The following is a 19785-nucleotide window of genomic DNA, read 5'->3' as shown; positions in this document are numbered from 1 at the left end:
TATGTTAGCGGAATGTATTGCACTTGGATTATTTCTGGCAGGTCTCGGACTCTGCATTGTTACGGGCATACAGATTCTGTATGCCCTGTTGTTCGGCCTGCTCTGTTTTTCCATCTACTGTCTGGCCAAAGGATATTCGGCAAGGGAAACCGGCTCCATGCTGTGGGAGGGTATTTCCCAGGTACGGAATATCCTTATTATTTTTGTATTTATCGGAGGCCTGACCGCTGTGTGGCGAATCAGCGGCACCATCCCCTATATCCTATATTATGCGGTAGGATTCATACATCCCAGGTATTTCGTGCTCTGCACCTTCCTCCTGTGTTCTTCCATGTCCTTCCTCACCGGTACCTCCTTTGGCACGGCAAGTACCATGGGGGTCATATGCATGCTCATATCGAATGCAGCAGGCTTAAGCTCCTTTCTTACAGGCGGCGCCATCCTCTCCGGAAGCTTTTTCGGGGACCGCTGCTCCCCCATGTCCTCCAGCGCCCAGCTGATATGCAGCCTGACCCGGACAGACATCTATCAGAACATAAAGCTTATGTGCCGCAGCAGCGCAATCCCCTTAGCCGTAACATGCATCCTCTATGTGGTCCTGGCTTCCGGTTCCAGCGCTCCGGCGGACAGGGAGCTCCTGGACCTGTTCAGGACAAATTTCTCCCTCCACTGGGCCGCCATGCTTCCGGCTGTCCTGATTCTGGTTCTGTCCCTGTTGCGCGTGGATGTAAAATATGCCATGGCCGCCAGCATTGCAGCCGGTGCCGCAGTGGCCCTGTTTGTCCAGGGAACCTCCCCCCTGGCCCTGCTGCGCTGCTTCCTAAGCGGTTACGAGGCCCAGGACGGGACGCGACTGGCCCAGCTGTTGAACGGAGGCGGCATACGCTCCATGGTAAAGGTGGGCATCATCGTGCTCATCTCTGCCTCCTACTCAGGAATCTTTTCACACACCTGCCTGCTGTCCGGGGTAAAGCATGCCCTTTTAAGGTCTGCCCGGCGCCTTACTCCCTTTGGCACTGTTCTGGTGACCTCGGTCCTCTCCTGTGCGGTCAGCTGCAACCAGAGCCTGGCCACCATCCTTACCTGCCAGATGTGCGACGGGCTTTACCCCAAAAAGGAAAAGCTGGCCCTCGCGCTGGAGGACACAGCTATTCTCATTGCAGCCCTGATTCCCTGGGGTATTGCCGGCACTGTGCCGGTGGCCGCCATCGGCGCTCCCATGGGATGCATGTTTTATGCTTTTTACCTGTATCTGGTTCCCCTGTGGAACCTGATTACGGCCCTGTACCATGACCGGATCCGGGCCGGACGCACTGCCTTCACCTCATTCATGTAATTCCAGCGGCAGGCCGTCGGGATCATGAAAGAACGTCATTCTCCTGCCTGTAAACTGGTCCATGCGGACAGGTTCTGTGTCCACTCCCTTTTCATTGAGCTCCCTCACGGCAGCATCCATATCCTCCACCCGGAAAGCCAGGTGTCTCAGTCCCAGGGCTTCAGGGTAACTTGGCCTGGGAGGATTATGCTTCCCTGAAAACAGCTCCAGTTCGCACCCGTCCAGCTCCAGGTCCAGCTTATAGTCATCTTTTTCCGGCCTGTAATTTTCCCGGATCACTTTAAATCCCAGAAGCTCCACATAGAATCTTCTGGACACCTCATAATCTGAAACAATAATAGCCACATGGTGTATTTTCTTTAAATCCATTTCATACTTCCTCCTGCTTGCGCCTGGTTATTCCCCGGCTGTCCCTGCTGCGGGCCGCATGTACTCTGTTTCGTCCCTTTTCCACAGACTGTTCTCTTTCCACAGTCAGCCAAATCCCTACAAAAAGTCACTGAGATACCAGCGTTTTAAGCTCCCCTCCTGAAACACATACTCCGGCGTCTTAAGGGGATAGGAAAGTTCCGAGGCATAATACCACGGATCGTCCATATGAAGGGGATTGTTAAGAATGTGGAAATCCTGGGCGGGCATATATCCCTGGGCCAGAAGAAAACAGATGTCTCCATCCCCGTTCACAGCCACATCCGCCACCATGACGCAGTGCCCCGGACTTCCCCCTTTTATGAACATGTCACCGGCCTTTATCCGGCTTATATCAATGACCGTACACTCATTGTCCAGGGAAAGGGTGCCTGCGTACATCATCACATACTTCATGTAGAGCAGGAATGTCTCATAGGAATCATCATAAGAAGCCTTCTTAACCCACGACACCTGGTTTCCGTCCACTGACAGGCGGTTCCCTTCTCTCCAGGAGGCATAATCCATCAAAAATCCGTTGGTAAGGTGAAATGCAATCTCATCACCGGCCCCATGGGCCCACAAGTACTCTCCGTACATACGCATGAGGCTGTCCGCGCACTGCTGCAAATCACTGTCAAATACAGGCAGAGCAAATACCGCTGCATGGGCTGTCTGGTTTCCCTTTTCACTGCCGTCGTACAGCATCACCGGGCTCCGGTCCGGCTTAAGGGGATAGGACCTGATATAATCCTGGAAGCTTCCCTCCCCGGCATCTGTTCTCTGAAATCCTGACGGTACGGGAATACGCTCTGAAAGAACGGCTCCTGAGGGATTCACGGCAATTCCCGTTCCCTCCGGCTCCGGCGAAGCTGTCTGCGTCACCCTCTGTACATCCCTTCCCTCCAGTCCGGCCACAGCCTGCTTCTGTTCCTCCGCCGTCTGTTCATCTGCCTGCCCCGGACTGCATCCCCACAGGAAAGCGGCCAGAAATACCATACCCGCAGCCCCCCTAATCCATTTAACCATATATTTTTCTCCTCCCTGTCACCTGTCCACAACCACCTTGTCGCTCTTTATGGTCTCCCTTTTATCCCTGCCGTCAGGAACAAACCGGAACACCACAAATTCCACATCCTCCTCCGTCTCATTGGCAAAGGTGTGAACCGAGCTTCCCACACGGACAATCTCCTGCTCACGGACCTTCCTCGTCCTCTCCGCCCCATCCTCCAGCCAGCGGCAGGTCAGCACCCCCTTTGTTATGAGAAGGCACTCATCTATACGGGTATGATAATGCCATTCCTGAACACTCCCCGGTGTAATCCGGTTCAGGTGAATTTCGGATTCCTCAAAGATATGGTAGCTCACATGGGTTCCATTGGGCTTCTGTACGGTTATGGCATCCTCCATGCCAGAAAAACTGATTGGTCTCATATGCCGGCGCCCTCCTTTTACTCAACAGTTTACAGCCTTCCGGCACATGCGTCAATCCTTTGTGCGCTCCCTGTTTAAGAGCGCGCTGTACTCATGCTCCCAACAATGGTATAATGAGCTTACCGCAACACAAAAAAATGAAAGAACAGGGGAATTAATCATGGAAATCATTCAGGTAAAAAAGGACAAAAAGAAGTATCTGGACCTGCTCCTGCTGGCAGACGAACAGGAGGATATGGTGGACCGCTACCTGGAGCGGGGCGATATGTTTGTGCTGACAGACGGCACAGTCCGGGCGGAATGCGTGGTGACAAAAGAAGGTCCCGGCATATATGAGCTTAAAAATATAGCGACAGCCCCCCAGTTCCATAGACAGGGATACGGCCGCCGCCTGATTGAATATGTTTTTACCTATTATCCGGATTTAAGGACCCTTTATGTGGGAACCGGGGACAGCCCTCTCTCCCTGGGCTTTTACCATGCCTGCGGTTTTATAGATTCCCACCGGGTGGAGCGCTTTTTTACCGACAATTACGACCATCCCATCATTGAGGACGGAATCCAGCTGGTGGACATGGTCTATCTGAAACGGGAACGGGACATGGCATAACTGCCGCAAAAGGACCGGGACCAGGCCGTTTTGCCTCCCGGCTAAACCTGGCTTCCAAACTCCTTCAGCCACTTTCTCCGGGCCTTGTAATCCGGCAGGATCCGCTCCACCTCAGCCCAGAACCGTTGGGAATGGTTCATCTCTTTTCTGTGGGCCAGCTCATGAACCACCACATAATCCAGTATTTCCGGCGGCATGAGCACCAGCTTCCAGTGGAAGTTCAGATTCCCCTGGGCGCTGCAGCTGCCCCAACGGGTCTTGGCGGCCCGCACGGCAATGCGGTTGTAATCCACTGCCATGCGCTTTGCGAAATAGGCGCACCGGTTCTCCAGCTGCATCTTAGCCTTCTTTCGGTAAAGCTTCTCCAGCTCAGGGTCCTTCTCATAGTCTTTGACCGGCCTGGACTGCTCCTGCCTGCGCCGCTCCATAATCATGAACCATTTCTGCACAATCCATTCCTGGCGCTCCTTTATAAAGTCCATCACGTACTGGTTTGGAATGCGCTCCGGCACTCTGGCATACACATGGCCGTCTGCCTTGATTTCCAGTCCTATGGTACGCCGTCTGGAGTAGACCACCTCTACGGGAATGACACCCTCCTGTTCCCTATGGCGCCAGCTAATCTCCACCTTCTGTATCATGTAACGCTCCTTGTTATCCTACAGAACATCGGAAAAATGGGGACGGAGACGCTTGAACATCTTAAGTCCCAGCAAAAGCACCACCGCGGTAAAGCCCCAGTAATAAAGGGTCAGTGTGGGCCGTTCCCAGAACCAGTTTCCTGTTAGCATGGTATCCCTGTACCCGGCCACCACATAATAAAAAGGATTCAGCTTGAACAGCACTTCCACCCATTTTCCCGCTCCGGTAAACATGGATTCGTGGTACATGATGGGAGTCATCCAGATACCGAACTGGAGGCAGATACTCACGATCTGCGCCATATCCTTAAAGAACACATTAACCGCGCTGGTAAAAAATCCGATTCCCAGGGCCAGCAGTGAGGCAGCCAGGGAATAATACACCAGCTGGAACCATATGACAGAGGGCATCCTGCCTATAATCAGATACATCCCAAACATGATGACCACAAAAAAGGCATGGACCAGCAGACAGGATATAAGCTTGATAATGGGCAGTATTTCCACCTTGAACACCACCTTCTTCACCAGATAATTATACTCCTGGAGACAGTTGGTAATGCTGTTGACGGATTCACTGAAAAAGAACCATGGCACAATGCCCGGCACCAGCCACTCCACATAAGTGAACCCTTCAATGGGAGGCGGGGATTTAAAGCCCATTCCGAATACGACCGCATAGATGCTGACTGTCACGATAGGCTGTATGAACATCCACACCACCCCAAAGTAAGAGCCCACAAAGCGTTTCCGGAAATCAGCCTTGCCCAAATCCCATATAAGCTTCCGTTTTCCTATAATCTCTTTCATCAGAGAAAGCACATAATTCATATAAGTAAATTCCTTTTCATCAGAACTTGAAGGTATCCCTGAGGCCGCTCCACTTTCTGTCCTTATCCGATATAATCAGCTGCATGTCCGGTTCTATGGGCCAGTCCACCCCGATTTCAGGGTCGCTCCACAGCAGGCCGCCCTCGTCTCCCGGATGGTAGAAGTCCGTGCACTTATAAGCGAATTCCGCTTCATCGGACAGCACCAGGAATCCATGGGCAAATCCTTCGGGTATATAAAACTGCTTCTTATTCTCTGCGGAAAGAATGACGCCAAACCATTTTCCGTAGGTTTCGGAATCAGAACGCAGATCCACCGCCACATCGTAGACAGTACCTCTCACCACCCTTACCAGCTTGCCCTGGGGATACTGCTTCTGGAAATGCAGCCCTCTCAGTACGCCCTTGACGGACATGGACTGGTTGTCCTGTACGAACACCATGCCGAGACCTGCTTCCTTAAAATCATTCTGATTGTAGGTCTCCATAAAATAGCCTCTCTCATCCTTAAAAACTGCAGGTTCAATCACATACAGCCCCTTGATGTCGCAGGGGGTCACTTTAATCTTTCCCATAAATCCATTCGCTCCTTTTTTATTGTCAAACACGCCTGACCGGCCCGCAGCCGTTTGACAGACGTTATCCACATCCATCTGGCAATTCTATCACTTTATCCACTGACTGGCAAGTCCTTATGCACTTGCGGACCGCAATTTGGGACAGCTTTGTCACACCCTCAGGCATACCAGGCTGAACAGGCGCAGCACCACGTAGATATCCATGGCGGACATGGCAAACAGCAGTCCCCTGTCATCCCAGTCCGTCCGCACCACCTTGTCATTTTTAAGGCTGAGAAGGAACATGGGGAGCAGCGGAAGCAGATATCTTCCCTGTACACCGTTTATGACATTGGAGCTCACCGGCGTCCAGGCCAGCAGCATGGAGAACATCAGCGCTCCCAGGCATACCAGGCAGAGAAACCATATCCACAGACGGCCCTTCCATTGGATAAAAATGCTCTCTCCTGGTTTTCTGAGCGCCAGCATCACCAATATGGCTGTCAGACCCAGTATGACCGCATAAGGGGTGTTGAGCACTGCATCCATATTCCCCAGTGCTCCTCCAATCATACCGGAGTAGAGCTGTTCCCCCTGCCAGGCCAGGGTATTGTAACACATCTTAAGCACCAGCAATGGACTGTGAAGCAGCTGTCCGAAGGTGTAGCCTGTTTCCCCGGCCCAGGCTACATATCCCTGGTCAGCCTGGGTGTACAGCGACACCGTCCTGTGGTTTACCACTGCCATGGCCGCGGCAAATGCTCCCAGTACGGAAGCAGCCGACAGGCTCCATTTTCCCCAGCCTCCGAACTTCCTCACCGGTATCAGGAGACAGAAACCGGCTATGACGCCGTACACCATTTTGCAGGGCCCCATGACAGCCATCACAAGGGCCAGTACAGCCACATCCCTAACCTCCACGTGTTCAGCTTTATAGGCCAAATCAAGGCATACCGCTGAAAAGTATCCGCTGAGGGCTATAATCATCACATCATAAGAAAAGGAGGCCGCCAGATGGAGGGTCATGGGAAGCAGGGCTGCTCCTGCTGCCACCTCCTTGCCAAAGGGCATCCTTCGTATGGTGAGACATCCCATGGCAGTAAAAAACATAAGGTTGAACAGGCGTCCCATAAATAACAGGCCCAGACCGCCCAGTCCCAGCATCCTTGCCAGGGCAATGCCCATGGCCTGGGGAACATAGGCCAGGGGCGTGGTCCGTACCGGCATCTGGTATGACATGACTGTGCCCTCCTCACCAGTGCCGCCAAGGCCCCTCTCCTTTATGGTCCTGTATGTGCCCTCCTCCAGCTTCTGTCCCAGTACAACCGCTGTTTTTCCGCCGTTTTCCACAGCTTCATAATCCATAACTCCCGTCAGGTCCTCGATGAATACATCCTGGGTCCTTATGAATACCCGCTCGTCCTCCGCCCGGGCCGTCCTGCCCATCAGGCGGCTTGAAAGCTGGTAGGCGCTGATATAATGGCTCACCTCGTCCGGTGCTGACAGGGGAGGAAGGACCACCATATACATCAGGCCGATTCCCATGGCTGCTGCGGGAAATATCCGCGCCAGGCCATAGTCCCGCCTTACCAGGAACAAATATCCCACTGCCGCCAGTACCAGAACCGCAAAGACCATCAGCCCGCCGTACCATCCGTAGAGGAAGCGGTCCCCTGTTTCAAGGACACCGGCCCTGACATCCGTCATATGCCACAGTCCAAGGGCAAGAACGCTGAAAGAGCCGCCCAGCCAGATACCAGAAGAATGACCGCCCAGTATCCTCCCCGGCGCGGCATCATGCCTGCTTCCCGGTCTGCCGCTCTCCTGTTTCCTCCCCGCTTTCTTACCTGCCATCTGTTTCCTCCCCGGCCGCTTTCTTTGTACCTGTGACCTCCCTGCCGTCCTCTCCGGCTGATTCCGCTTTTTCCAGGAACCGCTGTATCTTAAGCTCCAGTTCCTCCCTGTCCTTCTGGTCCAGTGCAATGCGCTGCACCAGCTCCTTTTGCCTGCTTTCCATCTGGGACATCTGGAGTGTCATTCCAAATACCTTTACAATCAGCAGAAAAATCATGAACAGGAAGAGAAAATTAGGCGTGGAATAAATTCCCAGCAAGTGGGCGCAGGCATCCGCCACAGCCGGAAACAGTGAGAACACCACCAGAATCAGGGCCATGATAACCCAGAACAGCGCCGCCTCAATCTGTACCTTAGCCTGCCGAATCTTCCGCATCATAAAAGCCATAGTCAATATAGAGACTATAACCAGAATCACTCTGAATATCACTGTCATCATAGGATGAATCCCCTGCCTTCTTTTGTTATTTCCAATACTCCTTATTCATACTGCACGCTGCCGCCAGCTTCACAGGAAGGAAACGGTAACACCTGCCCAGACGGTAGCCAGCGTATTTGAATCCGCTCTTTACAATCAGTCCGGGCACCAGCCATGGGCGGCGGTGGGTCACAAGGTAACGGGCTGTCTGTCTGACCAGACGTATTCCCTCGCCCTCCGAGTGAATGCCTGCGAACACCTCCGGATGGTCTGCCTGGGATACGGCCAGGTCGAAATTGCGATGGAACTGGGCCGCGCACCCATAATTGTGGGAATGAATGACTCTGGCCTCCGCCACATACGCGATGGCATAATCGTCCTGGAGCACTGCCTTCCCCGCAAATATCATATCCTCGTTGAATATGGTCTTTTGAATAAAACCACCCTGGAACCAGAACTTCTCCCTGTCATAGGCACAGCATACATTGGAGGCAAAAAAGGTCTTGATGCCCATTCTTCCCAGGTCCTCCTTGGTCTTTATACAGCTGTCCTCCGGATAATTAAAGGAACGGGTAAATCGCTCTGCCATGGCGCAGTCCTTATCCGGCAGCTGCCTGGCATAGGCCATGATGACCGACTCACCGCCGGGCCCCCTCTTGTCAAAGGCAGCCGCCAGATGCTCAATCAGTCTTTCATCGGCCGGAACCGCGTCGTCTGTCATGAATACCATGATATCCGCCCTGCTGCAGCGGGCCCCCCTGTTTCTGGTGGCTCCATGGTCAAATTCCTCCTTGGACAGATGATGCACTTCCAGATTGCCGATACCCTCAAAGCCCTTATCATTCCAGTAGGCCTTCTCTGTATTCATGACAATGATTTTGCCTATGGGATAGGTCTGCATGGAAAGCATCTTTAAAAGCCTGGAGAACTTTTTTCCGGGCTTGTAGGTGGGTATGATTACATCCACCCGCAGCACGCGCTTTCTCTCCCGGCCATCCGCTATCTCAGTATTACGTGTTACTTCCTCCATTACCGGCATTCTCCTTTTTCTCACTCTGATAGGCGCCCGCCGTATACAGGCCGAAACCTATCACTAATCCTATCATAAGCAGCAGATAGCAGCCTGCCGCCCCATTGATTCCAAATTTTGATACCAGAAAGCCGGATGATACCGCTGCCGCTGCCGCGGCTGCCAGATACACGGTAAATATGGCCTTCTGCCTGCGCATGATCACAAGGGCATAGTACATCAGGTTGGCCAGGGCATAGAACCCTCCTCCCAGAACTATGATGATGAAAGCCCCGTAATAGCTGACCAGCCTTCCTTCATAACCGCTCCCAAGAATCATCTCCATCACGGACAGCACCCATTTTCCCAAAACAGCAGTGGCCCCCACTGCCAGTACCGTTAGTCCCAGGATAATGGCGCCGATGCGCATGAGCTCCTTCTTAAAGCAGTCATAGTCCCTTCCGGTCCACAAGTCTGTAAGCCTGGTCAGAAAGGGCCTGATTACAAAATTAGCTACCATATAAATAACAGAGGTAGGCATAAAAATCAAGTTAAAGTATCCCGACGCAGCGTCATTCATCCTGGCGTCAATGGCATACTTGGCAGCTGAGAACACATAAAAGTCCAGAAAAGCCGATATAAACAGGAATAAGGTACTTTTAAACAGCCTTCCCGTCTTTCTTTCCCCCTTGTTCCAGTCCACCGACGGAAGGGCATGGATAACCTCCAGGTTAAACAAAGCGATTCCGGCTGCCTGGGCAGCCACCGCGGCCAGACAGGAGAACAAAAGGTGTTCAAACGCCGCCAGCGTCACCAGAAATACGCTGACTGAAAAAAGAGTACGGAAAAAGTTGGATTTTCCCGTAAGATACAGGCTTCCCTGGCGTTGGAACTCCGACTCATATACATCAGCATACCCATCTATTACCTTGTATATGACAAGCAGAATGAGAATCATGCATTTGTCCGCCGGGTAACGCCCCACACCGTGCATAAAGGTGAGGAACACAGCCCCTGCCGCCAGGGCCATAATACATGTTATGTTCCTGTGCTCCAGATAATCCCCGAAGGAATACTCACCTGTTCCGTCCGTAATCTGGAAGGGACGGATACCAAAATAAGCTACAATGAACATCTGCTGTCCCAGAGTGGAAAATCCGAAGGAAAAGATGCCTCCCTGTCCGTCTCCCACCACCCGTATGACCAGAAAAGACAGAACCATGCTGGCCAATGCATAGACAAAACTCCCTGCAATATTCCAGACCACGTTCTGCCGCCCGATATCCGTTCCTTTATATAATAAATGTTTCGTCAGATTCTTCATATATTCTCCAAGCTCCGGAAGATAGCCGGAAAGCAATTTTCAAACGCCCCTAGCGTTTCCTGAAATTCTGAATCATAAGAATGGAAATCAGCATCCTGGCCATATAGTGGACGGCTGTCAGCGGTTTCAAATAGCTCTCCCCCTCCGTCCTTTCGTCAATGGTCACCTGCAGCTCCGCTACCCTGGCACCCTGTTTGATCAGAAAAGAAACTGTATCCGGCTCCGGTCCGTAATTCAGGTTAAGGGCAAATTCCTCTATCATCTTCCGGTTGAACATGCGCATGCCCGAGGTTGGATCCGTCACCCTGGTGCCGGTGGTAAGCCGGATGGCGCTGCCTATGACTCTGCTCCCAATCATCCTGGCCGACCATCCCTTTTTCTCCGTCACGAACCGGGAGCCGATGACAATGTCATACCCTTCCTCCATCTTCTGTCTCATGGCCTCAATGTACTCCGGCCTGTGCTGTCCGTCTCCGTCAAACTGGATGGCGTAGCGGTACCCCTTCCTGTAGGCGTATTTCATACCGGCCTGGAAGCATCCGGCCAATCCCAGATTCACCGGCAGGTCCAGAAGGTTATATCCCTTTTCCCTGCAGATTTTGGCGGTGCAGTCCCTGGAACCGTCGTTCACCACCACATAATCCAGCTGGGGAAAACCCCTGACCAGGTCCTCCACCACCCTCTCTATGTTCTTTTCCTCATTAAAAGCCGGTATCACCAGCAGTACCTTATCCATGTTCGTCTCCTACATCCCCCTGATGATGCCGCAGATACGGTCCACATCCTCCAGCTCCAGATCTGCATAGCACGGAAGCGTCAGCACACGGTCAGCCACATAGGCTGCTACCGGCGTATCCTTGGAGGAAAATCTGCCCTTGTAACACTGGAAATCATTAATCAGGGGATAAAAATATTTTCTCGGGTATATTCTGTGCCCTGCCAGGCAGTCGTATACCTGATCCCGGTCAGCTTTAAAGTCCTCAAACAGCACAGGGAAGTAGGCATAATTGGGCGTAAGCCCTTCCCTGAAGGAAGGCAGCCTGATACCCGGCACGCCTGCCAGGCCGGACAGATAACGTTCCACCACCAGCCTGCGCCTGTCTATCTCCTGGTCCAGATGATGCAGGTTGCACAATCCCATGGCTGCCTGGAATTCATTCATCTTGGCATTCCCGCCTACCCATACCACATGCTCCTGGTCCACAATCCCGAAATTCTTAAGACAATTCAGACGGTGCTCCATCCAGTCCTCCCGGAAGGTAACCGCCCCCCCTTCAATGGAGTTAAACACCTTGGTGGCATGAAAACTGAAAATACTGGCGTCTCCGAACTCGGCCACGCTTTTTCCCTTATACCGCTCCCCAAAGGTATGGGCCGCATCGTATATCACCCGCAGCCCGTGTTTCCTGGCTATGGCCTCAATCCGCTCCACATCACACAGGTTCCCATACACATGGACCGGCATAATGGCCGAGGTCTTATCCGTAATCAGGGCCTCGATCTTTTCCGGGTCCATGGTGTAATCCCCGGGACGGATGTCGCAGAATACCGGAGTCAGGTTATTGCGCACAATCGCATGGGTGGTGGACGCAAAGCTGAAGGGGGTGGTAATCACCTCGCCCGTCAGCTCCAGGGCCTGGATGGCCATTTCCAGGGCCATGTGCCCGTTTACAAACAACACCATGTTCCGGATTTCCATGTACTCCTTAAGCTCCTTTTCCAGCTGTTTATGGAAATCCCCCATATTCGTCAGCCAGGCGCTGTCCCATATGGGTTTTATCATCTCTATATATTCTTCGTAAGAAGGAAGGGAGGACCGGGTGACCAGTATCTCCTTCTCTTTATCTTCCTGTCCGTTCATACGTCATTTTGTCCTTTCTGCAGGCCTCCCTGTATCTCAAAGCCTGCCTCCGCACTCCGCTGCGCCTCTCACTGCCTGCCTTCACGCACTGCTGCGCCTCTCACTGCCTGCCTTCACGCACCGCTGCGCCTCTCACTGCCTGCCTTCACGCTCCGCTGCGCCTCTCACTGCCTGCCTTCACGCGCCGCCGCACATCTCTATGCCCGATGCCCCGCGCCGTCCTACCACCGCATCCTGCACACCACGGTCAGAAACCACACCTCTGCCAGGACGAGTCCCAATACAGCCCTTGCTGCTGCCATGCCTGCGGGGCCGGTTCCCAGATATTCCTTATAGTAGTACAGCTTGCTCCTGTGAAGCAGCCTCTGCTTATCCACGATCCGTTTAAAGCTTTTGTCAATGCTGACAGAATGGGCATGGACATAGGACTCATCCGTAACCAGCACGGTCTTAAGCCCCATTTTCCTGAACTTCTGTCCCAGCACCTTTTCTTCATAATACAAAAAGATGTGTTTGTCAAATACTTCTTTTATTTCCCCCGGCGTGAGAATGCCTGTCTTTAACATAAAAAAGGACCCGGGAACCGCATCCACCAGGCGACAATCCTCATCCCCCGCATATGCGAGCCTGTAGGAAGGCGTATTCAGCATGGCCTTAAACAGCCGCCTGGTAACCAGTCCTGTATCCAGCAGATCCTTCCACAGAGGAAGGAGGGTCCAGTAAGAAAACAGCTCTCCCCCCATCGGGTCCTTCACCCTGGCCGAGGCAGCCACCGCGCCCTGTGTCTTGTCCAGTGCATCCTTTACCCGCCGGATACAGCGGGGGGTCACATGAATGTCCGGGTTGGCAATGATTACATAGTCTGCCTCCAGACAGCTTACGGCATAATTGATTCCCTCCTGGTTTCCCATACCGTAGCCGCCGTTTTGCTCCAGCCTGAGCGCGTGGACCTTGCCGCCGCCATTCAGTGTCTGCAGACGCTTCCATGAATCATCGGATGAGTGATTGTCCACCACCACCACGGAGTCCAGACATTCATAATCCTTAACCTCATCCACCAATGACAGGGTGGTATAAGAGTCATTATAGTTCAATATAATCATGCTTATCTTATCCATATCATTTCCCGCTTCCAAAAGCCTTCTGCTTCCTGCGGCTGTCCACCAGCCTCATTCCCAGCCTGCGGCTGATCCACAGCCGGAAGGCAGGGCAGATAAGGCTTACGTGGTTAAACACCCACCACATGTGCATGTACAGCCTCTTTCCCTCCTGCTTTGGGGTTCCCTTCCAGGGAGTTTTATCCAGATAATACTCATAGAGCCTTCTGAAATGGTTGTGGTTCCCGGCTATCCAGGGCCTCTCGTCTCCCAGATAATGGATGATGACAGGGGCCTTTCCCGCCTGCCGGTATCCGTCCTCCCCCACTGCCCGGTATGCCCCGCACATGGACACCAGGGTCCTGTATCTGAAATACCGGTAGTTGGTAAAATAATTATACCGGACCGGCAGCGTCATGATTCTGCCCCTCAGCGCCCCGTTTATGGTATCCTGGTCACAGGCAAAAAGGCTGCCCTGATGAACCCTGTAAAATTCCAGCAGCTGCCCCAGCACATCCTGGTTTCTCCATGCCTCCAGGTCCATAAGCAGGACTCCGGAATTATAGTAAGGCTCATCCTTTTCCATGCCGATGGATTCCTTCATCTCCCTGTAAACCGTTGGCTCCATCACCATGCCGGCCAGATGGTTTCCAAGCTCCGTCTCATACAGAGGACGGATACTTCCGTTCACAATGGTATCGCAGTCCAGATACAGGGCCTTTCTTACGCTGTCCGGCAGCACCTTGGGGGCAAAGAGGCGCCCCATGGCGCTTATATCAAATCCCCTGGTATCCACAGCATAGTCGAACCGCTCCCTCAGGTTTCCCAGCTCAGCCACATGAAGGCTGCGGCAGAATTTCCCCGCAATACCGGCCAGCCGTTCAAGGTAAGCCTCACTCATTCCCACGGACAGGATATATATGTCCATCCGGGGGATATTCCTGTTGTGGTCTAACAGGGAATAAAGGGAGGCTGCCAGATGTCCGGCATACCCGTCATTGGAGGCGTAAATAATATTAACAGTTTCTGTATTCCAATCCATATTATGGCACCTGTTTCTTACATTCTCTAGTCTTTCTAAGGTCATTTTGTTTACAATTTTACATTATAGCAGGTAAAAAGTAAATCACATCTGGAATTTTCCTGCCAAATATGATAGATTAAGACATGTATGGTAATCTATATAAAATTCAGGAGGATGTTACGAATGAATAAGTTAATGAAGCGTGCTGCCGCAGCCCTTCTGTCCGGACTTCTGGTCTTAGGTCAGGCCGGACCCGCATTGGCCGCGCAGGATGATTCTAATTATGGTCCGGCTTTTTCCACAAAAGTCGAACAAACCTCCCCTGGTTCTTTAGACGGCCAGAGTGGAGATGGACAGGGCTCCGGCCCTCAGGCGGTGGCTCCGGCCAACGCAGCCCCGGCAGAACAGGCTGATGGCGCCGGCGCAGCAGCCGGCAGCACCGAGGCAGCCGCTGGTACAGCCGGCACGGACGGCGTGACCTCCGCTGCCACGGACCAGAACGCGGCACAGGCAGCAGACGATTCTGCCCAGGCCGATGCCGAGGCAGCCGCCGCAGCCCAGTTTGCAGCAGAAGAAGCAGCCAGACAGGCATCAGCCAATACACCTTTTCTTCAGATTCAGGTGCTCCGTCCGGATACCACATGGACTGACCCTGTAATAGGCGATACACCGGTGGTGTCTGAACAGGGATTCCGTTCCATGTCCGTCTATCTGAACAACATCGTGGGCGATATCCTTTACAGGACGTATACCAGCGCACATGGATGGAGCGACTGGGCCATGAACGGCGGCCACACAACTGTCTGGGAGGACGGTGCCCTGGTGGAAGCCATCCAGATGCGTTTCAACGGCTTTGTGGGCAACACATTTGATATTTACTACTGCACTACCCTGAACGACGGGACAGAGTTAAACTGGGCGCGCAACAGCGCAACAGCAGGAACCATGGGCACAGGAAAGGTGCTGAGCAGCTTCAGGGTCTCTCTCTGGGGCAAAGGTGTGGAAGGCGCTTCCTACAACATGGAGAAACCATTGGAAGCAGCGTTCCCGGATGGAATCCAGGTTGTGGACGGGGCAGTGGCGTACAGCAGCGGCAACGGCGTTCCATTTACCGGATGGGCCTGGAATGACAGGGACCGCTACTACTTTGTAAACAATGCGCCTGTAACAGGCTGGCAGTACATAGACGGTTTCAAGTATTACTTTGACGAAACCGGCAAGCTGCTGACCGACTTAGAGCCCATTGTGGGCAACAGCGGCCCGTTCCTCATCAGCATCAACAAGCAGATGAACTGTATGACCATTTTTGCACAGGACGGCGCCAACGGCTTCATCATCCCGGTAAAGACCTATCTTACCTCTACCGGACCGGATACACCCATTGGAACCTTCCAAACCCCGGCCAAGTACCGTTGGCGTGACATGAACCACGGAATCTTCACCCAGTACGCGACGCGTATTTACAAGGGTTTCCTGATTCACTCCATCCTGTACAGCCGTCCGGACCCCATGACATTAGATCCGCTGACCTATAATTATCTGGGTATCGCAGAGTCAGCCGGCTGTGTCCGCCTCCTTTCCGGAGACGCCAAGTGGGTATATGACAACTGTGCCCTGGGCACAACGGTGACCATCTACAACTCACCAAAGCCAGGCCCTTATGACCGGCCGGCTATTGAGTGGGTCATTCCGGGAGACCAGCACTGGGATCCCACGGATCCTCTCTTTGCCCAGCAGCAGTAATCTTTAAACCATGGGTAATCATTAAAACCAGGCTGTAACGCATACAGCAAAAATGGCGGGGAACCGTTCACTGGAATCACTTTCCAGTGAACGTCTTCCTCGCCATTTCGTATACTGCCGGCATGGTGTGCTCAAATCTCAGGAAAAACCGCATCCTGGGCGTAAGCTCTTCATAGTACCTGCGGTACTGTGGATTGAATATCTCCTCAAACTGCTTGGTGTTTACCATTGTCTGGTAATAAGTCCTGCGGGCAGCGCTCTCTGCCGCTTCCTTAAACCTGCCCCCTGTGGCCCTGTCAAACTGCTCATAGGTGCGCTTCATACGATCACAATAAGCCCTCTGCTTTCCCTGGTAATCCCCGTTCTTTCCCTCCACGGTCCAGGAGCCTGCCACGCCCACCCGGTAGGCGCTCATGGCCTCGTCAAAATAATACCCGTATCCATTTGCCGCCGCAATCAGCTGGATGGGCGTATCCCCCACAGGACAGTCCACATAGTAATCCGGCAGCTCCCTCACCAGACGGGCCGGAAATGCCATAGACGACATGGCGTATCCCGAAGGCTTGTCGATGATTTCCTCCGGCGGCAGTACGCGGCTCTCCCGGTACGGCCTCATCTGTCCCTCTGTCAGCGCCCTTCCCACCAAATCTATTTTGGCACTGTGGATGCACAAGGTACAGTCAGGGTGGGCTTCCATGTAATCCACCTGCTTCTGAAGCTTATCCGGTGACAGGAAATAGTCGTCCCCGTCACACATAAAAATGTACTTTCCCCTGGCCCTGGGGAAGTTAAAGGCTCCGCTGATGTTGTCAATTCCCTGTGAATACTGGTTTTCTGTCTGAATTAACGGCTTCACCTGGTCCGGATACCTGGCCGCATATTCCCGGATAATGCTGCTGGTCCCGTCCGTGGATGCATCATCGTGAACCAGTATCTCAAATGCAAAATCTGTCTTCTGCATCAGAAAGCTGTCCAGGGCTGTTCTGATATAATTTGCATGGTTGAATGTAACACAGTTGATGCTGGCCATAATAGCTGTATCTGCGGTCTGAGGCCCGGTTCCGCCTTCCACTCTGTCTCCCATATCCTGTCACACCTCCCTGTCACTCTACCTTGGTGATATATTCTTCGTATTTCCTGGCAATATACATGCTCTTGATACGGTCGTCCCGCTCTATTTCCCTGCCCTCAAAGCAGCGCAGATGGTTTGTCACACAGTCATATCCCGCCAGGCAGGAAAACTCCACCCCGCCGGAAAACCTGGGGTTGCACTCCAGCATGTGGTAAACGCCGTCCCGGTCCTCTATAAATTCCATGTTTACGCATCCCCTGACTCCCAACAGCCCGGCAATGGCACGGCACCGTTCTTCCAGCTGCCGGTTCCTGAACACCAGCACTGAGGTTCCCGCGCCGTTTAAGGTCCGCAAAAGCTCCCTGCGGCAGACGGCTGCGCACGTGCCCTGCTCAGGACTTCGTACCACGTCCACCGTGACCACGTTTCCCTTTATCATGGGCTGGACAATATAACCTGCCGGATCGGTTTCCCCCAGGAACCCCTCCATCTCACGGCGGGAGCCCACAAACCTAAGGCCCTGGCTGCTCCTTCCGTTGCAGGGCTTGCACACAGCCGGGTAGCTGATTTCATCCAAATCCGCATCCTCCAGGCGCACAGTGGGAATCACGGTTCCCTCCATGTGCTCCTCCAGATAACGGTACAGCTCCATCTTGTCGCGGCACAGGCCGATACATGCCTTGTCCGACATACATAAGGCGACATTTATTTCACCGAATTCGAGGCGGTGCAGGTTGAACACATCGATCTCCGCATCCGTCAGAGGGATGACAGCCTTTGCCCCTTCCTTCCGGCAAATGGACAACATAGTCTCAATATAATGGTCTGTATCCGATGCATAGGGAACCTGATAAAACGCATCCACATTCCCGGCGTCCGCAATCCACTCACCGGGATACACGTCGCAGCCTATGACCCGCATACCATTTTCCCTGCATTTCTTGATGACGATATCAGCCGAAAACGACCCTATGGCTGTCACAACCACTGTCCTCATTTTTCGCTCCTCCTGCTTACTCTCCACTTGTTATCCCTCATTCTGATTGATTGATTCCTGACAGCTTCCATCCTGTTTACTTTCTTCTGGGCAGCCTGTCCACTGCCAGGCCCCTGATATACCGGAACACTTCCAGGCCCAGAACCCAGGATGCCAGCATGTACACAACCGCGCCAAAGAGAATCTGCATTCCCAGGCCCAGCCATCCCCCAGGAACATATCTTCCCGCAGCCATGACAGCCGCAGCCATAAGGATTGAGACTGCCACCGACGGAATGATATCCTTCCACTGTTCTATTATGCTGTAATTAAGAAGTCGCTTATTGGGCCACGCGTTGATGAAGGTGCACAGGAAATCCGCCGCAGCCTTAAGCGCCACCAGCACCAGTGGATTATAGCGTATGCCCACTGCCAGAACTGCCAGGCCCACCATCTTTTTTACAATCTCCAATTTAAGGAATATATCGCTGCGTCCCATGGCATTCAGCGCCTGAAGGTTGGCAATGTGAATGGGCCAGAAGGAATAGGCCACACACATGATTTGAAGAAAGGGAACACAGGCCAGCCATTTTTCCCCCAACAGCAGCAGTACCATGGGGCGGGCTACTGCTATAAGGCCCGCCATCATGGGAAGCACCAGATAGGAGCTGACGGTGATGGCCCTTCGCAGCATGGACTTTACACGCTCCGGCTCGTCCTGGCTGGCTGACAGCACAGGCAGCATAACGGACTGGATGGCGGCTCCCAGGTTGCTGACAATCAGCTTGGGAAACTGTTCTCCCCGGTTATAGTTGCCCAGCATGGATTCATTGTAAATCCTGCCAATCACCAGTCCGTATATATTGTTATATACCGTATCCAGAAGGGAGGCGCACAGCAGCTTCCATCCAAAGGCGAACATGGTCTTAATCCGCAGAATACTGAACAAAAGGCGGGGTTTCCAGCTGATGCTCATAAACAGAATCAGCATGTAGAAAAAGTAATATGCAATCTGCTGCCACACCAGGGCCCATACCCCCAGCCCACGGCAGGCCAGGAAAATGCTGATTGCCCCTGATATCATGGATGCCACAAAGGAGGATATGAACAAGCCCTTAAACTCCATATTCCTGGACACATAGGCATTCTGTATGGAGATTACCCCTCCCGGAAACAGGACCACGGCCAGCACCCGCACCAGAGCCGTCATCTCCTGGTTGCGGTAAAAGTATGCGATGCCGGGCGCTGCCAGGAACAGGACCAGGTAAATGACCGCGGATACAGCCATGTTAAAGAAGAAAACCGAAGAAAAATCCGTGTCATCCACCTTCCGCTTCTGAATCAGCGCAGTGCTGAAGCCGTTCTGAACCAATACATTGGCAATGGTGACAAATATAAGTATGACGCCCACCACACCGTACTCTTCCGGCGAGAGCAGGCGCGCCAGTATGATGGAAACCAGGAACTGGACACCCTGGGCGCCTCCATTTTCCATTAACTTCCAAAACAGGCCGTTTAAGACCTTTGTCGTTGTCTGTTTTTCATTCAATGCCTGTTTTCCTTCCTTTCTTCATGGAACCGCGGACAGACC

General features: G+C 53.0%; 20 protein-coding genes. 3 read left to right on the top strand and 17 right to left on the bottom strand.

The features are described 5' to 3' along the window. Position 1 precedes the first annotated feature (1 nt). The gene (locus LI015_RS17580; RefSeq protein ID WP_227125847.1) at positions 2-1336 is read left to right on the top strand and encodes a Na+/H+ antiporter NhaC family protein; all 1335 of its coding nucleotides are present in this window, start codon (positions 2-4) and stop codon (positions 1334-1336) included. On the opposite strand, the gene gloA2 is transcribed toward LI015_RS17580, so the two are convergent. The 3 genes from gloA2 to LI015_RS17565 all read right to left on the bottom strand — a co-directional run bounded on the left by gloA2 (position 1325) and on the right by LI015_RS17565 (position 3178). After that, a complete protein-coding gene (gene gloA2 / locus LI015_RS17575) occupies positions 1325-1705 on the bottom strand; it encodes an SMU1112c/YaeR family gloxylase I-like metalloprotein (protein WP_002568297.1) in 381 nt (126 codons plus the stop codon). The genes LI015_RS17580 and gloA2 overlap by 12 nt on opposite strands. A 117-nt stretch (positions 1706-1822) precedes the next feature. After that, positions 1823-2773, bottom strand: a complete 951-nt coding sequence (locus tag LI015_RS17570; protein WP_227125845.1) for a DUF4846 domain-containing protein — start codon at positions 2771-2773, stop codon at positions 1823-1825. Between the two features lie 18 nt (positions 2774-2791). Next, positions 2792-3178 carry a cupin domain-containing protein gene (locus LI015_RS17565; protein WP_054354366.1) on the bottom strand — a complete coding sequence of 129 codons (387 nt, stop codon included), beginning with the start codon at positions 3176-3178 and terminating at the stop codon, positions 2792-2794. 160 nt (positions 3179-3338) lie between these two features. Between LI015_RS17565 and LI015_RS17560 the strand changes: the two genes are divergently transcribed. After that, positions 3339-3788 carry a GNAT family N-acetyltransferase gene (locus LI015_RS17560; RefSeq protein WP_002568300.1) on the top strand — a complete coding sequence of 150 codons (450 nt, stop codon included), beginning with the start codon at positions 3339-3341 and terminating at the stop codon, positions 3786-3788. 41 nt (positions 3789-3829) lie between these two features. Here LI015_RS17560 and LI015_RS17555 read toward each other — a convergent pair whose 3' ends face one another. The 11 genes from LI015_RS17555 to LI015_RS17505 form a co-directional block, all read right to left on the bottom strand. Beyond that, complete coding sequence (locus tag LI015_RS17555; RefSeq protein ID WP_002568301.1) at positions 3830-4429, bottom strand: M48 family metallopeptidase; 600 nt, start codon at positions 4427-4429, stop codon at positions 3830-3832. An 18-nt stretch (positions 4430-4447) separates the two neighbouring features. Beyond that, a complete protein-coding gene (locus LI015_RS17550) occupies positions 4448-5260 on the bottom strand; it encodes an ABC transporter permease (RefSeq protein WP_002568302.1) in 813 nt (270 codons plus the stop codon). 19 nt (positions 5261-5279) lie between these two features. Next, positions 5280-5834, bottom strand: a complete 555-nt coding sequence (gene rfbC, locus LI015_RS17545; RefSeq protein ID WP_002568303.1) for a dTDP-4-dehydrorhamnose 3,5-epimerase — start codon at positions 5832-5834, stop codon at positions 5280-5282. 153 nt (positions 5835-5987) lie between these two features. Then, on the bottom strand, positions 5988-7670 hold the full coding sequence (locus LI015_RS17540; protein WP_227125843.1) for a DUF2142 domain-containing protein: 1683 nt from the start codon (positions 7668-7670) through the stop codon (positions 5988-5990). Continuing rightward, positions 7660-8109: a DUF2304 domain-containing protein gene (locus LI015_RS17535; protein WP_118017331.1), complete on the bottom strand. Its 450-nt coding sequence runs from the start codon at positions 8107-8109 to the stop codon at positions 7660-7662. Before LI015_RS17535 ends, LI015_RS17540 begins: the two co-directional genes overlap by 11 nt. A 25-nt stretch (positions 8110-8134) precedes the next feature. Continuing rightward, positions 8135-9118, bottom strand: coding sequence for a glycosyltransferase (locus tag LI015_RS17530; protein ID WP_002568306.1), 984 nt, complete (start codon positions 9116-9118; stop codon positions 8135-8137). Next, positions 9099-10421, bottom strand: a complete 1323-nt coding sequence (locus LI015_RS17525) for a lipopolysaccharide biosynthesis protein (RefSeq protein ID WP_227125841.1) — start codon at positions 10419-10421, stop codon at positions 9099-9101. The genes LI015_RS17530 and LI015_RS17525 overlap by 20 nt, the downstream gene beginning before the upstream one ends. A 49-nt stretch (positions 10422-10470) precedes the next feature. Continuing rightward, the gene (locus LI015_RS17520) at positions 10471-11157 is read right to left on the bottom strand and encodes a glycosyltransferase family 2 protein (RefSeq protein ID WP_002568308.1); all 687 of its coding nucleotides are present in this window, start codon (positions 11155-11157) and stop codon (positions 10471-10473) included. Between the two features lie 9 nt (positions 11158-11166). Continuing rightward, on the bottom strand, positions 11167-12282 hold the full coding sequence (locus LI015_RS17515; RefSeq protein WP_227125839.1) for a DegT/DnrJ/EryC1/StrS family aminotransferase: 1116 nt from the start codon (positions 12280-12282) through the stop codon (positions 11167-11169). A gap of 221 nt (positions 12283-12503) precedes the next feature. After that, on the bottom strand, positions 12504-13400 hold the full coding sequence (locus LI015_RS17510; protein WP_118017821.1) for a glycosyltransferase family 2 protein: 897 nt from the start codon (positions 13398-13400) through the stop codon (positions 12504-12506). A gap of 1 nt (position 13401) precedes the next feature. Next, a complete protein-coding gene (locus LI015_RS17505) occupies positions 13402-14421 on the bottom strand; it encodes a glycosyltransferase family 8 protein (RefSeq protein WP_227125837.1) in 1020 nt (339 codons plus the stop codon). A gap of 165 nt (positions 14422-14586) precedes the next feature. Between LI015_RS17505 and LI015_RS17500 the strand changes: the two genes are divergently transcribed. Then, positions 14587-16146 carry a L,D-transpeptidase gene (locus tag LI015_RS17500; protein ID WP_002568312.1) on the top strand — a complete coding sequence of 520 codons (1560 nt, stop codon included), beginning with the start codon at positions 14587-14589 and terminating at the stop codon, positions 16144-16146. A gap of 76 nt (positions 16147-16222) precedes the next feature. Here LI015_RS17500 and LI015_RS17495 read toward each other — a convergent pair whose 3' ends face one another. From LI015_RS17495 to LI015_RS17485, 3 genes are all read right to left on the bottom strand, one after another. After that, complete coding sequence (locus LI015_RS17495; protein WP_117625670.1) at positions 16223-17230, bottom strand: glycosyltransferase family 2 protein; 1008 nt, start codon at positions 17228-17230, stop codon at positions 16223-16225. A gap of 19 nt (positions 17231-17249) precedes the next feature. After that, the gene (locus LI015_RS17490) at positions 17250-18215 is read right to left on the bottom strand and encodes an ATP-grasp domain-containing protein (protein ID WP_227125835.1); all 966 of its coding nucleotides are present in this window, start codon (positions 18213-18215) and stop codon (positions 17250-17252) included. Between the two features lie 76 nt (positions 18216-18291). Next, entirely contained in the window at positions 18292-19743 is a 1452-nt protein-coding gene (locus LI015_RS17485) for a lipopolysaccharide biosynthesis protein (RefSeq protein WP_227125833.1), read from the bottom strand. Positions 19744-19785: the final 42 nt, after the last annotated feature.

It is taken from the genome of Enterocloster sp. 210928-DFI.2.20 (genome assembly GCF_020554465.1).
Lineage (GTDB): Bacteria > Bacillota > Clostridia > Lachnospirales > Lachnospiraceae > Enterocloster > Enterocloster bolteae.
This window is presented reverse-complemented; position numbering and strand designations above follow the sequence as displayed.

Excerpts from the sequence above, each read along its gene's own strand:
- LI015_RS17580 (WP_227125847.1), top strand. The coding sequence starts at position 2 with ATGTTAGCGGAATGTATTGCACTTGGATTATTTCTGGCAGGTCTCGGA.
- gloA2 (WP_002568297.1), bottom strand. The coding sequence starts at position 1,705 with ATGGATTTAAAGAAAATACACCATGTGGCTATTATTGTTTCAGATTAT.
- LI015_RS17570 (WP_227125845.1), bottom strand. The coding sequence starts at position 2,773 with ATGGTTAAATGGATTAGGGGGGCTGCGGGTATGGTATTTCTGGCCGCT.
- LI015_RS17565 (WP_054354366.1), bottom strand. The coding sequence starts at position 3,178 with ATGAGACCAATCAGTTTTTCTGGCATGGAGGATGCCATAACCGTACAG.
- LI015_RS17560 (WP_002568300.1), top strand. The coding sequence starts at position 3,339 with ATGGAAATCATTCAGGTAAAAAAGGACAAAAAGAAGTATCTGGACCTG.
- LI015_RS17555 (WP_002568301.1), bottom strand. The coding sequence starts at position 4,429 with ATGATACAGAAGGTGGAGATTAGCTGGCGCCATAGGGAACAGGAGGGT.
- LI015_RS17550 (WP_002568302.1), bottom strand. The coding sequence starts at position 5,260 with ATGAATTATGTGCTTTCTCTGATGAAAGAGATTATAGGAAAACGGAAG.
- rfbC (WP_002568303.1), bottom strand. The coding sequence starts at position 5,834 with ATGGGAAAGATTAAAGTGACCCCCTGCGACATCAAGGGGCTGTATGTG.
- LI015_RS17540 (WP_227125843.1), bottom strand. The coding sequence starts at position 7,670 with ATGGCAGGTAAGAAAGCGGGGAGGAAACAGGAGAGCGGCAGACCGGGA.
- LI015_RS17535 (WP_118017331.1), bottom strand. The coding sequence starts at position 8,109 with ATGATGACAGTGATATTCAGAGTGATTCTGGTTATAGTCTCTATATTG.
- LI015_RS17530 (WP_002568306.1), bottom strand. The coding sequence starts at position 9,118 with ATGGAGGAAGTAACACGTAATACTGAGATAGCGGATGGCCGGGAGAGA.
- LI015_RS17525 (WP_227125841.1), bottom strand. The coding sequence starts at position 10,421 with ATGAAGAATCTGACGAAACATTTATTATATAAAGGAACGGATATCGGG.
- LI015_RS17520 (WP_002568308.1), bottom strand. The coding sequence starts at position 11,157 with ATGGATAAGGTACTGCTGGTGATACCGGCTTTTAATGAGGAAAAGAAC.
- LI015_RS17515 (WP_227125839.1), bottom strand. The coding sequence starts at position 12,282 with ATGAACGGACAGGAAGATAAAGAGAAGGAGATACTGGTCACCCGGTCC.
- LI015_RS17510 (WP_118017821.1), bottom strand. The coding sequence starts at position 13,400 with ATGGATAAGATAAGCATGATTATATTGAACTATAATGACTCTTATACC.
- LI015_RS17505 (WP_227125837.1), bottom strand. The coding sequence starts at position 14,421 with ATGGATTGGAATACAGAAACTGTTAATATTATTTACGCCTCCAATGAC.
- LI015_RS17500 (WP_002568312.1), top strand. The coding sequence starts at position 14,587 with ATGAATAAGTTAATGAAGCGTGCTGCCGCAGCCCTTCTGTCCGGACTT.
- LI015_RS17495 (WP_117625670.1), bottom strand. The coding sequence starts at position 17,230 with ATGGGAGACAGAGTGGAAGGCGGAACCGGGCCTCAGACCGCAGATACA.
- LI015_RS17490 (WP_227125835.1), bottom strand. The coding sequence starts at position 18,215 with ATGAGGACAGTGGTTGTGACAGCCATAGGGTCGTTTTCGGCTGATATC.